General features: G+C 73.5%; 10 protein-coding genes and 1 pseudogene. 3 read left to right on the top strand and 8 right to left on the bottom strand.

Annotation, left to right across the window (positions count from 1 at the left end; genetic code table 11):
- Positions 1-23 precede the first annotated feature (23 nt).
- A complete protein-coding gene (locus tag ABD944_RS18280) occupies positions 24-1,952 on the bottom strand; it encodes a glycoside hydrolase family 3 protein (RefSeq protein ID WP_345178005.1) in 1,929 nt (642 codons plus the stop codon).
- A 489-nt stretch (positions 1,953-2,441) separates the two neighbouring features.
- On the bottom strand, positions 2,442-3,476 hold the full coding sequence (locus ABD944_RS18275) for a PRC and DUF2382 domain-containing protein (RefSeq protein ID WP_345178001.1): 1,035 nt from the start codon (positions 3,474-3,476) through the stop codon (positions 2,442-2,444).
- A 426-nt stretch (positions 3,477-3,902) separates the two neighbouring features.
- On the opposite strand from ABD944_RS18275, the gene ABD944_RS18270 reads away from it, so the two are divergent.
- Positions 3,903-4,868 carry a matrixin family metalloprotease gene (locus ABD944_RS18270; protein WP_345177998.1) on the top strand — a complete coding sequence of 322 codons (966 nt, stop codon included), beginning with the start codon at positions 3,903-3,905 and terminating at the stop codon, positions 4,866-4,868.
- A 50-nt stretch (positions 4,869-4,918) separates the two neighbouring features.
- Here ABD944_RS18270 and ABD944_RS18265 read toward each other — a convergent pair whose 3' ends face one another.
- The 3 genes from ABD944_RS18265 to ABD944_RS18255 form a co-directional block, all read right to left on the bottom strand.
- Positions 4,919-5,479 carry a class E sortase gene (locus ABD944_RS18265; RefSeq protein WP_345177996.1) on the bottom strand — a complete coding sequence of 187 codons (561 nt, stop codon included), beginning with the start codon at positions 5,477-5,479 and terminating at the stop codon, positions 4,919-4,921.
- A 110-nt stretch (positions 5,480-5,589) separates the two neighbouring features.
- Positions 5,590-6,606: a chaplin family protein gene (locus ABD944_RS18260; protein WP_345177994.1), complete on the bottom strand. Its 1,017-nt coding sequence runs from the start codon at positions 6,604-6,606 to the stop codon at positions 5,590-5,592.
- A 197-nt stretch (positions 6,607-6,803) separates the two neighbouring features.
- Positions 6,804-7,892: a hypothetical protein gene (locus ABD944_RS18255; RefSeq protein WP_345177992.1), complete on the bottom strand. Its 1,089-nt coding sequence runs from the start codon at positions 7,890-7,892 to the stop codon at positions 6,804-6,806.
- A 373-nt stretch (positions 7,893-8,265) separates the two neighbouring features.
- Between ABD944_RS18255 and ABD944_RS18250 the strand changes: the two genes are divergently transcribed.
- Entirely contained in the window at positions 8,266-8,517 is a 252-nt protein-coding gene (locus ABD944_RS18250; RefSeq protein WP_345177991.1) for a hypothetical protein, read from the top strand.
- A gap of 73 nt (positions 8,518-8,590) precedes the next feature.
- Here ABD944_RS18250 and ABD944_RS18245 read toward each other — a convergent pair whose 3' ends face one another.
- From ABD944_RS18245 to ABD944_RS18235, 3 genes are all read right to left on the bottom strand, one after another.
- Positions 8,591-9,844 (bottom strand): NAD(P)-binding domain-containing protein, encoded by a 1,254-nt coding sequence (locus ABD944_RS18245; RefSeq protein WP_345177989.1) that lies wholly within the window; start codon positions 9,842-9,844, stop codon positions 8,591-8,593.
- 28 nt (positions 9,845-9,872) lie between these two features.
- Positions 9,873-11,162, bottom strand: coding sequence for a carboxylate--amine ligase (locus ABD944_RS18240; RefSeq protein ID WP_345177987.1), 1,290 nt, complete (start codon positions 11,160-11,162; stop codon positions 9,873-9,875).
- A gap of 393 nt (positions 11,163-11,555) precedes the next feature.
- Positions 11,556-11,732 carry a hypothetical protein gene (locus ABD944_RS18235; protein WP_345177985.1) on the bottom strand — a complete coding sequence of 59 codons (177 nt, stop codon included), beginning with the start codon at positions 11,730-11,732 and terminating at the stop codon, positions 11,556-11,558.
- Between ABD944_RS18235 and ABD944_RS42435 the strand changes: the two are divergent.
- Positions 11,647-12,003: pseudogene (locus ABD944_RS42435) on the top strand (glycosyl hydrolase family 26); the annotation flags it as partial. The gene ABD944_RS18235 and the pseudogene ABD944_RS42435 sit on opposite strands and share 86 nt — an antisense overlap.
- Positions 12,004-12,038 lie beyond the last annotated feature (35 nt).

Here is a 12,038-nt window from a genome sequence, read left to right as displayed (position 1 = left end):
CCGGTCCCGCCGCCGGACGCCGGTCAGGGTCGGACGCGGGTCCTCAGGCCGTATCCGTAGGGGAACAGGGGCCGGTAGTCGCGGTCGCCGACGTTGATCGGCTCCTGGGCCTCGCTGCGCGGCCAGGTCACCGGGAGCCTGCCGGTGAACGGGCGCCTGCCGAACAGGACGTCCGCGACGCCCGCGCCCTCGCTGCCGGGCAGCCAGGACATGACGAACGCGTCCGTCTTCGCCAGCTGGTCGGTGACGATCTGCGGGCGCCCCGCGACGTCCAGGACGACGCAGGTTCTGATCGCGGAGCAGACCTTGTCGACCGCGGCCCGGTCGGCGTCGGACAGGTTCAGCGTGTGGCCGTTGCCGACGTCGCCGACGCCCTCCGCGTACGGCTTCTCGCCGACCACCACGATCCCGACGTCGCTGCCGGCGGTCGGCGCCGACGCGTCCCGGCTGTAGGTGACATGGGACGAGTTCTGCCTGATGCCGTCCAGGATCGTCGTGCCCGGGATGATGGGGCCGGACGAGCCCTGCCAGGTGACCGTCCAGCCGCCGGCCTGGTTGCCGATGTCGTCGGCGTTGGCCCCGGCCACGTAGATGCGCCGGTCCTTGCGCAGCGGCAGCGCGTTCCCGGAGTTCTTCAGCAGGACCTGCGACTTGGCGACGGCCTCACGGGCGACCGCGCGGTGCTCGGGCGACCCGATCGTCCCGGCGTTGGAGCGGTCGGTGTACGGGTGCTCGAACAGGCCGAGCTCGAACTTCGCCTTCAGGATGCGGCTCACCGCGTCGTCGATCCGCGACGTCGCCACGCGGCCCGCCCGCACCTCCGCCAGCAGCGTCTGGACGAACTGCGGCGTGCTGTAGGGCTCCATGAACATGTCCATGCCGGCGTTCACCGACGTGCGGACCTGCGTGGCGTAGTCGCCCGGGATCTGGTGGATGGCCTCCCAGTCGCTGATGAGGAAGCCGTCGAACCCGATCTTCTTCTTCAGGACGTCGGTCAGCAGCTCCTTGTGCGCGCTCATCTTGACCGGGTCGCCGACGCCGTCCTCCTTCCAGTCCACGCTGGAGAACGAGGGCATGATGCTGCCGACGCCGTACTTCCTGACCGCCACGACGTAGGGCGCGAGGTCGACCGCCTCGAAGTGCTTCCGGTCGGTGACGGTGACGCCCTGGTCGATGGTGTACGTGCCGCTGGTGGAGGAGCCGAACACCGTGTCGCCGTCGCCGGCGAAGTGCTTGGCCGTCGCCAGGACGTGGCGGTTCGTGGCGAGGTCGCTCTCGCGCCGTCCCTCGAAGCCCTCCAGGCCGGTCTCCATCTGGATCACGAGGCGCGGGTCCTCGCCGAAGCTCTCGTAGGCGCGCCCCCACCGCAGGTCGCGGGTGACGCAGACGCAGGGCGCGAACACCCACTGCGGGCCGGTCGCCTTCGTCTCGACGGCCGTGATCTGCTCCTCCCGGCGGACGAGGCCGGGGTCGCGGGTCGCGCCCATCGCGATGTTGTGCGGGAAGACGGTGGCGCCGACGAGGTTGTTGTGGCCGTGCACCGAGTCGACCCCGTACAGGAGCGGGATCCTCAGGCGGGTCGCCAGGGCCTTGGACTGGTAGGCGTCGACCATGTCCGCCCAGCCCGCGGGGGTGTTGCCGGCGGGCGTCGATCCGCCGCCGGACAGCACCGACCCGAGGGCCAGCTTCGTGATCTGGTCGCGGTCGCCGTCGATCGCGCCGCGCTCGGCCTGCGCCATCTGGCCGACCTTCTCTTCCAGGGTCATGCGGCCGAGCAGGTCCTTCACCCGGTCCGCCGCGGGCAGCCGCGGGTTCAGGTACGGGGCCTGCCGGGGGGCGTCGGCCGTGGCGGGCCGCGCCGCGAGGGCCGGCGGAAGGGCGGCGACGGTCGCGAGCGCGACCAGTGATCGCCCGATCCGGGTGGCGACGGCACGTCTGCGGGAGTGTGGCAACTCGTCCCTCCTGGGTCGCTCCGAAGGACGCCGCGCGGCCCGGCGGACCGCGCACGGCCGGACGCAGGGGTCACGGCTCGCCCGGACGGCCGTGACCCCTGCGCCGGCGACGTCATCTGGAACCTCCCCCGCCGCCGGGCGGCTGTCAACGGATCTTCATCGGCCCGGCCGCGGCCTTGTGGAAAACATGGAAGAGGGCTTGACGGGAACTAAGTTCACACGTTGAATCATGGACCGAACAAAGCAGGCCGGACAGGTGGAGGGCGCACAGGCCCCACCCGTCCGGCCGCCGTGCTTCCGGGACGCGCGCGTCCGCCGGAACATGCCGCAACTCCGGCCCCGTCGGCCACACCTGGCCACCAGGCGCCGGTGCGGAGACCGGCCGCCGCGAAGCGCCGGAGCGGGTGCCCCGCCGGCCGGCGGGTGAGTATCGACCGGCGGGACGCTCCGCCATCCGGGGTGGTCGGTGTCAGGTCACGCGGAAGGCGTTCACGCCGAGGGCTCGCCGCCCTCCCCGCGCCCCTCGGGACGGGGGCCGCGGGCGCCGTCGTCGCGCGTGACCTCGATGCGCTCCTTGCGGAGCTCGCCACGGACGGTCTGCTCGTCCTGCACCTGCTCGGTGCGGAGCCGGACGCGCTCGACCGGCACGGTCTCCTTGGAGATGACCGGGCGCTCCTCGTAGAGGATGATCTCCTGGTCCGCCTCGGAGATCGTCACCTCCGGGTCCGGGCGGCCGCCGGCGATGGGCTCGCGGTCGATCCGGATCTCCTCGTGCGAGACCGGGATCGTCTGCTCGACCGTCTCGGTCTCGATCCACTTGCGCACCCGGACGCGGCCCGCCTCGTGCCGCTCGGTGCCGATGCGCAGCTGCTCCTCCGACCGGGTGATCTCGGTCATCGGCGCCTCGGCGCCCTCGCGCGCCGACTGGGGCGGCATGGCCCGCCCGCCGGCCCGCTCGCCCGCCGGGCCGCGCTTGCCGCGCTCGGGGTGGACGGCCATTCCCGCGGCGCCCGTGGTCCCCGCGGTCCCCGTCGTCCCGGCGGCCTCGGTGGTTCCGGCCGTTCCGGTGGTGCCCGCGGTCTCGGCGGCGCCCCGCGTGCCGACGGCCTCGCCCGGCTCGGTGGTGCCGGTCGTTCCCGCCGTTCCCGCGCTCTCGGCCGTCTTCTCGGAAGTGCCCGTGTCCGTCTCCCCGCCCGTGCGGCGGCCGCCCGGGGGACGCACTCCGTAGTGCCTGTACAGGTCCACGATCTGCGCATGCGACAGGTGCTCGTCGGCGTCGACGTTCGGGGCTCCCTTGATGGTCTCCTTGTCGTAGGGGACCTGCAGGGCGTCCTCGGCCTTGCGGGCCCCGGACAGCGGGACGAAGCTCTCACGCATTCCGAACCAGCCGGTGTGCACGGTCACCCACTCCGGGGAACCGGAGTCGTCGTTGAGGTAGACCTGCTTGACCGTGCCGACCTTCGTCCCATGGGTGTCGGTCACGCTCATCCCCATGAGCTCCCGCACCTGTGTCTGCGTCTGCACGTTGAGCACCTCCGCTTCCGTGAACGCTTCCGGACGGCGGGGGGCCGGGGGGAGGTGGAGCCCGCCTATCGGTAGCGGTGTTCAGTTGATCCCGAGTTGCCGCGTTACCTGCTGCTTTTCCGGACACGGTCGCTATAAACGCGTTTGCAGAACTATAGGGAACGATTTACCACATATTTACAGCGACCACCCCACGGTCTCCATCACACCTTTTCCGACATATACCCACAAGTAACTCATTGGCGAATGGCACCTTTGTCAAGATGGTGATCATTTTATCCGGGCGCGGTTTTCCCGGCCCCGCTCCGCGCGAAGACTGCGAGGGACGTTCCCACACATCGGAGAACCGATATGCGCGACTTTTCTCGGCCGGGCCGGCGGTCAACGGCGGAGCCGGCCTCACTCGCGGCCCCACGGGCGGCCGCGGTGGCGGCCACGGCGGCGGCGGTTGCGGCCGCCCTGGCGTGCACGGCGTTCACGGACGCCGGGACCGCCGCGGTCCGGCGCCCGCCCAGCTGGTGCAAGCCCGGCGGGACGCTCACCGCCCGCGCGATGCCGCAGAAGATCAAGATCGCCGACTGCGACCTGCGCGGCCGGACGGTGCGCGGCGCGAACGGCCTCACGGCGACCGTCCCGTCCGACGGGACCTCCCTGATCGCGTACGCGCTGCGCACCGACGGGGCCGCCGAGCTGCACATCGGGGTGAACTCCCGGGCGGGTGAGATCACGATCGGGACGCACGGCGACCGGGTGCCGCAGGGCAGGCCGCGCCAGTTCCGGGCGCCGGCGCAGGCGTGCCAGGACGGCGCGTACCGTCCCCAGTCCAGCAAGTGGCCGAAGGGCACCGCCGTCCGGTGGAACTACTACGCCGGCACGGCCGGGCTGCCGAGGGATCCGATCGCCAGAGGCGTGGCCGCCGTCCCCGAGGCCCGCACCGACTGCACGAACACGGGGCGCTTCACGCCTTCGCCGGACGTGACCGAGAGCTACGCGGGCCAGAGCAGCAGGCCCCCGAACGTGACGAGCTCGGCCGCGTGCGGGACCCGGGACCGGGTCAACACGTTCGGCTGGCTGGCCATGCCGAGCGCCGAGGCGCCCGTCCTCGCGGCGACCTGCACGTGGTTCTCCGGCCCGACGACGGTCGAGACGGACATGGCCGTGCAGGCGCGGGGCAAGCGGTGGTGGACCGGCGGGACGTGCCCGTCCGGGAGCTACTCCGCCGAGGCGGTCGCGGCGCACGAGGCGGGCCACGTCTTCGGCCTCTCCCACGTGGAGGGCGCCGAGCACCGCATGCTCACGATGACGCCGTCCCTCGCGTCCTGCGACAACGGGCCCGCCACGCTCGGCAAGGGCGACTACGACGGGCTGATCGCCCTCTACGGCGGGCGCTGAGCGGCGCGAGCCGCACGCACCGTCCCAGCGTCCCGCCGCGGGAGCGCGGGTCAGCGCCCGGAGTCCATCCTGCCGACGACGACGAGGCGGTGCCGGTCCGAGCCCTTGGGCGTGCAGGTGACGAGCGTGAGGTACCTGCCGTGGGGCGCGCTGGCCCGCTTGAACGGGACCGGCTCCAGCGCCCGCCGGTCCCGCGGGTCGACGACGCGCCTGGTCCGCACCCGGTAGACGTAGGACCGGCGGCCCACCCGCAGGACGATCCGGTCACCGCGCCGCAGCCGGTCGAGCTGGAAGAACGGGGCGCGCCAGGTCGTCCGGTGCCCGAGCAGGACGGCGTTGCCCTCCCGCCCGGGGAGCGCCGTCCCCGGGTAGTGCCCGACGCCGCGCCGCAGCACGGCCTCGGTGACGCCCTGCCGGACGCCCATCTTCAGGCCCATCCGCCTGATCCGGATCTGGGCGATCATCGCGCCGGTCCGGGGCCGGGCGGCGGTGGCCGCCGCCGGAGCGGCGGCCGCCGTTCCGGTGGCCCGCGCCCCGGTCACGGCGCCGAGGACGGGCACCGCGCAGCACGCGGCGAGAGCCGCCGCGAACAGGGACTTTCGGTCGAGCATGGCTCCCTCTCCATAGCTCGGGACTCTGCTGGCATGGGAAGGGGCGGCACGTCTGCCGCCCCTTCTCCGCTGTTCATCGGCCGCGGATCGTCATCCAGGCCGACACGTGCTCAGCGCAGGATCGGAGAACCGAGGGTGACGGGCGTGTCCTTGCCCGCGGGCACCTTCGGGCCGATCTGGCCGGGCTTGACGTCCACGCCGGGCACCTTCACCGTGCGCCTGAGCCCGTCCACGAACCCTTTGACGGCGGGCAGGGCGTCCGCGCGGCGGTAGTTCGGGGCGGTCTTCGGCGCGGTGTTCGCGATGCGCTGGCCTTCCGAGCGCATCGTCGAGGGCAGCTTCTTGTGCTTGGCGGCCGGACGGTGCTTGGACGGCTTGTACGGCTTCTTCTTCTTGGGCGTCCGCAGGGTGGGCGGCAGCTCCTTGTGGCCGTGGCCCTCCTCGACGGTCGCCCCGCCCTTGCACTGCGCCTCGGCGAGGCCGAGCAGCGAGACGGCGTTGCCGCACACGTTGATCGGGGCCTTGACCGGGATGTATGCCTGGGTGCCGTTCGCGGCGCCGAAGTTGCCGGCGCTCGTCATCTTCACCTTGGGGTCGCCGTGCCGCTTGACGGACGCGCCGCCCTTGCACGCGGCCTGGGCCGCGCCGAGGATGCCGACGGCGTTGCCGCAGACGTCGACCGGGATGCTGATCGGCGCGAACACCTGGGTGCCGTTCAGCAGCCCGAAGTTGCCGGCGCTGGTCATGTCGACCCCGCCGCGGCCGCCCTCGTGGCCGCCCCAGCCGCCGCCGCCCCAGTCGCCGGCCGTCCGGTAGCCCGAGTCGGCCTGCCGGTGGTTGCTCTTGACGGACGCGCCGCCCTTGCACTGGGCACGCGAGAGCCCGGCGACCGCGATGGCGTTGCCGCAGACGTTGACGGGGATGCTGATCGGCGCGAACACCTGGGTGCCGTTCAGCAGGCCGAAGTTGCCGGCGCTGGTCATGTCGACCCCGCCGCGGCCGCCGTGGCCGCCGCCGAACGACTCGTCGGCGCTGGCCGGGACCGCGGTGGCGAAGGCGGCTCCGACGGCGAGGGCGCTCGCGGCCACCAGAGCGGCGCGGCCGGTGTTCCTGGACCAGATACGCATGATGTGTTGCTCCTGTCGGTTCTTTGCGAATCGGTGGTGATCGGTGGTGATCGCTGCGCGGCACCATCCGGGTGGGCGCAGGACTGGCAGCGGCCAGGCGCGGCCGTTGCGTTTCCGGTAAAGATCGAGGTGAGGGCGCGCGGCGTGCGTCGCACGCGGCCGCCGTGAGCCGGCCGTTCGCGGCCGGACGGGGGTTCCTAGTCGGGGACGACGGAGGGGCCGCCGGGCGCGGCGACGTCGCGCAGCGCCGTGCGGCGGAAGGTGCCCGGGTCGGCGGCGGACGGCGCCGCCGGGTACTGCCGGTTCAGCAGGTCGGCGAACGGGGCGAACGGGTGCCCGCCCGCCGAGCCGCCGCCGCGCGGGGCGTCCTGGCCGGACGGCAGCGCGGGACCGGGCGAGGGAGTGCGGTGGTCGCCGCGGCAGCCCCTGCAGGGCTCGGCGCTCTCGTGCGCCGGCTCGCCCGCGCTCGCCGCGACCGGGACGGCCGCGGGCCTGGCGTGCGACGCGGCGGCGGGCGCCGCCTCGTCCCGGGCCCGGTCGACGCCGCGCTGCGCCTTCGGCCCCTGCTGGGCGCCGGCCGGTGCGCCGTCCTCCAGCAGCGGCTGCTGGTCCGTCACCCGGTGGACGAGCCCCCCGATGACAGGACGCTCCTGAAGGAGGTCGGACACGCGCACGCCCGGCACCCCGGCCTCGCCGGCCACGTCACGCACCTGGCTGACGGCCCGGTCCTTGCCGTCGAGCACATCCTGCTGCCGTGCCCGCAGGTACCGGACGGGGTGCTCTCCGATCTCCCGCACACCACCCGGGACGGCCCCGGAAACAGAGCCGAGGCCAGAGCCACGGCCAACGCCGGGAGCGGAGTCCGAAACGGCCTCGGAGAGAGATGCCCCCTGCCCGCCGCCGCGGACCAGCCCGCCTTGACGGGCCTGGCCGCCGTGGGCGGCGTGGCCGCCGTTGTGGCGGGCCTGACCCTCGTGCCGGGCCTGACCGGCCTGGCCCTTGCGGGCCTGGGGGTCGTGGTCGGCGGTGAGGTGGCGGATGGCGGCCGCGCCGTCCAGGTTGGCGACGCGCGGGGTCTGGTCGAGGAGACCGTGGTCGTCCGGGGCGGCGGCGGGGCGTGCGGCCCGCTCGGCGGCGAAGGCGGAGTGGGTCAGCGCGGAGAGCGTGAGCCATCCCGCGAACGCGAAGCCCGCGACGGCGACCAGGCGGACCAGAACGGAGAGGAGGGCGTGCCGCGGCCGACCCTGCGGGCGCTTCGCCCCGCGCTGGATCGGTTCGGTGTGCACAGCCGCTTCCTCTCGTCGCCATGGCCGTGGCCAGGTCGTTTTCGGGTCCCGGTCGTTCCGGACGGCATGAACGTAGCACCGCCGCAACACCGATCAAGGAGCCATTGGCCGGTCTCCCGCCGTGTCTCCCCATCATTTACCGTGGCATTAATCTGGCTTTTATCTCGGCCGGTTTCCCGGTACCTGTCGCCCTTTTTGCCAGGCTCTTTCTTTTTGTCGAGACGCATGGCTTTCTCCGGAGCCTCGGTGCCCTTGCGGGACCGTCAGGCGCCGCCCCCATGCCTGGCGTCCGGGAGAAGCATGGTGGACGGTATCGGTGCGCTACATTCAGTGAGCGGGCGGTCACAACCGGCCGTCCAGCGAGGAGCCTGCGATGATCGATCCCTCGTCCGCGATGGCGCGCCTGCTGCCCGCGCGCTCCCAGCGCCCCCGGCGCGAGACCCGCCGGTTCGTCACCCGCGCCGACGCCGACCTGATCATGCTCTCCGCCGTTTCCACCGCTCATGACCCGGCGCCCGCGCGCGGCCGGTGCGGCGCGTGGACGCTCTACTCGCGCCTGCAGTGGTCCGTGGCCGTCGCCAGGGCCGAGCGCGCGCGCCGCCGGGCCCGGCCGCCCTGGGGGTGACGGCCGGCCGGTCCCGGAGAGCCGGGAGCCGGCGGGCGCCCTGGGGCGCACCGCCGGCTCGGAGGAGGATTCTTCACCTCTGGGAGGAGGTTCCCGGCTCCAGGAAGGCCGACGGTCGGCTCGCCGGCACCCGCACGCGCGGCGTCCGCCGGACGATGTGGCGCGCGATCCGCCGGGCGGCGAAGTCGGCGCCGTGCACGAACCGCATGACCGGCCCGAAGGTGGGGGCGGCGGCGAGCCCGGCGAAGTAGAGGCCGGACGTGGACGCCTCGAAGTCGCGGCTGAGCACCGGCGCCCCGAGCCGGGTCGTGATCCGGTCGCGCAGCTCGGGCGCGAGCAGGGTGAGCCGCTCGACGTCGGGGACGAACCCGGTCGCGGCGATGACGTGCTCGACCTCCGTGACGAGGCGGCGCCCCTCGTGGTCGGTGGTGGTGAGGGCGACGCCGTCGTCCTGCTCGACGGCCTTGGCGAGCAGGCGCCCCGTCGAGACGCGGATCCGCTCGTCCAGCCGGTCGCGCAGCCACCAGGAGCCCGCCGGCGGGAGCGTCTCGCGGACGATCCGCCGCCGGGTCCGCTCCGGCAGGTACCGGACGAGCCCGGGCCGCTCCGCCCACAGCCACGTCCGGTAGCCGGTGCCGAGCCCGGATCTCGGGCCCTCCCGCAGGAGGGTGCGCGGCGACCGGCGCTCCTCCGGGACGGTGTTCCAGTCGAGGACGCGCCGCCGGGCGATCAGGTGCGGCCGCGCCCCCGCGTCGGCCAGCAGCACCGCCGTCTCCAGCGCGGACTGCCCGGCGCCGACGACCGCGACCTCCTTGCCCGCGAACAGGCCGAGGTCGCTGTGGGCGCTGCTGTGCGAGACGAGCCAGGACGGCATGCCCGTCAGCTGCTCCGGGATGTGCGCGAACGGCCCGACGCCGACCGCGACGACGACCGCGCGCGCCGCGATCGCCTCGCCCGACGACAGCGTGACGAGGTAGCCGCCCGCGACGCCCTGCTCGATCTTCACGACCTGCGCGTCCTCGGTGCCCGGGACGGCTTCGGCGGCGAACCAGCGCCCGTACTCGACGAACGTCTCCAGCGGGATCGGCTGCCCGATCCGCCAGCCCGGATGGCGGTCGGTGAACCGCAGGCCCGCCTGCGGCGCCCCGAGGTTGGAGGCGAACGGCTCGGACTTGAGGTACATGCCGAGCGGCATGTTCGCGTCCCAGAACCGCATCGGCTCGCCGATGACCCGGACGTCCAGCCCGAGGTTCTGCAGGTAGGCCGCGGTCGACAGGCCGTAGGGCCCGGCGCCGGCGATGACGACGTCGCTGGCCGAGTCGCTCATGTTCGATTCCCCCCGTGTGTGCGTGGTGTTACCTGGTGCGGAGCCGTTCGACCGCGCGGAGCGCGCTGCGCCGCCCCATGGCGAGGAAGGGCGGCAGGTCGTCGCCCGCGTACCAGGCGAACTCGTCGGCCTCCCGCAGCGGGCGGAGGGTCTCCCGCAGCGGGCGCAGCCGCGGAAGCCGCGGTGTTCCGGGACCCGGGGGCGTTCCGTGGCGCGGACGCCGGGCCGACCGCGCGAGGTAGTGGTTCTCCACGAGCAGGTGGCGGCCGGGCGCCGGCCGCGCGGCGGGGACGGGCCGACCCGACTGGTGCAGGTGCAGGACCCGCGCGAGGTCGAGGCCGTCGCGGTCGGTGAACAGCCGGAACTGCGCCCCGATGCGGGGGTTGAAGTCCAGCAGGTGGTGGACGCCGGCGCCCGCGTCGAACCGGAAGTCGAGGTCGACGAGGCCGCGGCAGCCGAGCAGCCGGACGATCCGGACCGCGTGGCGTTCGAGCTCGGGGCTGGCGACCCACTCCCCCGCGACCGTGTGCCCGGCCTGCGGCGGGTGCGCGAGGTGCTTGCGGCCGGTCCCGCCGAACAGGCAGTCGCCGTCGTCGTCGAAGTAGCCCTGGAAGAACCAGTCGCCGCCCGCGGGCGGGATGCGCCGCTGCAGGATGAGCGGGCCCGCGCCGCCGTGCGGGTCGCGCTCGCGGGTGGCGGCGAACAGCCGGTGCAGCTCGCCGAGCGTGGGCACCAGCGTGGTGCTGCGCATCCCGGGGCGCATCCGCCACGGCCGCGCCCACTTGGCGATCAGCGGCAGGCCGAGCGCGGCGGCGGCCTCGTCGACGTCGGCGGCCGACTCGGGCGTGAGGCTCGGCGGGCAGGGGACGCCGTGCCGGTGGCACGCCTCCAGCAGCCGGGCCTTGTCGGCGACGCCGCGCGGGACGCCGGGGTCCTGGCGGGGGAAGACGAAGTGGGGCCTCAGGCCGTCCGCGTGCTCGGCGACGAAGATCGCTCCCGCGTCGTCCATCGGGACGAGCAGGGCGGGGCGGCCGATCCGCTCGGCGACGGTCCGCAGGTGGGCCAGCAGTTCGTCCGGGCGTTCGGCGGGCGGCCCCCAGGGGTGCCCGCGGAACAGGTAGCGGGAGCGGGACGCGGGGTTGCCGCGCCCTTCGAGGAGGGCGTGCACGGGGACCCCGGCGCGGCCGAGGCTGCGGATCACCGCCAGCGTGCCGTGGTGGAACAGGTTGCGGTCGGTGCGCAGCAGCAGGACGGGAAGGCCCGGGTCGAGGCGCGCGTTGCGGGGCTGGACGGCCCGCGGCCGGCTGTCGAAGAACATCCCCTCAGGCCCATTCCCTCGTATCGCGGCGCACCGGCATCCCTTCCCCACGGTAAATTTTCACATTTTCCACCCCGCCGACTTTTTCGCGACGGGCTCCCTTGGGCATACGATACGCATGCGAGCTGCGGATATCCATTCGACGGGACGGCCGTTCGAACCCCGGCGAAAAAGGTCGCCGTTCTGGTGTCCGCTCCCTCCTATTCTGGCCGCATCCGTGGTGTTGTTCGCCCTCATGGCGTCGGCACTGGTGACGTGGCAGCAGCCGCGGGCGATTCACCGATGGGCGGCACACGTGCCATTGGGGGCGTTTCTGGGTTCGGGCCCGGAGGGCGTGGCCCGGGTGGCCCGCTTCGAGCGCTGGCTCGGCTCGACCGTGACGGTCGGGCGCACCTACCTGCCGGGCGACGACTGGGAGGCGATCGAGGGGCCGCGGGCGATGCTGGCCGCCTGGGCGCACTGGAAGGCCGCCGACCAGCGGCGCATGCTCGTGCTCAACGTCCCGATGATGGCGCCGAACGAGGCGGGGATCCCGGTTCCGGTGCTGGCCTCGCTGCTGCGCGGCGGCATGCGCGGCACGTTCGACGACCACTACCGGACGCTCGCCGAACGGCTCGTCTCCCTGGGCGTCGGCGACGCGGTCATCGTCCTCGGCTGGGAGATGAACGGCGAGGTCTACGCCGGACGGTGCGCCCCGGATCCGACCGCGTGGAAGGCCTATTGGCGCAGGATCGTCGGCACCATGCGCGCGGTGCGGGGCGCGCACTTCCGTTTCGATTTCGCGCCGACGCGGGGCCCGGACGCGATCCCGTGGACGGACTGCTATCCGGGTGACGACGTCGTCGACATCATCGGTTCCGACAGTTATGACCAACC

Origin of the sequence: Actinomadura verrucosospora (assembly GCF_039540335.1) — a bacterium.
Taxonomy (GTDB): Bacteria; Actinomycetota; Actinomycetes; order Streptosporangiales; family Streptosporangiaceae; genus Spirillospora; species Spirillospora verrucosospora.
Note: the sequence above shows the minus strand (reverse complement) of the source record. Positions and strands in the feature narration are given on the sequence as shown.

What these genes read in the sequence shown, in the direction of transcription:
- ABD944_RS18240 (WP_345177987.1), bottom strand. Translation starts at nt 11,162, where the DNA reads ATGTTCTTCGACAGCCGGCCGCGGGCCGTCCAGCCCCGCAACGCGCGC.
- ABD944_RS18265 (WP_345177996.1), bottom strand. Translation starts at nt 5,479, where the DNA reads ATGCTCGACCGAAAGTCCCTGTTCGCGGCGGCTCTCGCCGCGTGCTGC.
- ABD944_RS18250 (WP_345177991.1), top strand. Translation starts at nt 8,266, where the DNA reads ATGATCGATCCCTCGTCCGCGATGGCGCGCCTGCTGCCCGCGCGCTCC.
- ABD944_RS18235 (WP_345177985.1), bottom strand. Translation starts at nt 11,732, where the DNA reads ATGCCGCCGCGCAGCAGCGAGGCCAGCACCGGAACCGGGATCCCCGCC.
- ABD944_RS18245 (WP_345177989.1), bottom strand. Translation starts at nt 9,844, where the DNA reads ATGAGCGACTCGGCCAGCGACGTCGTCATCGCCGGCGCCGGGCCCTAC.
- ABD944_RS18260 (WP_345177994.1), bottom strand. Translation starts at nt 6,606, where the DNA reads ATGCGTATCTGGTCCAGGAACACCGGCCGCGCCGCTCTGGTGGCCGCG.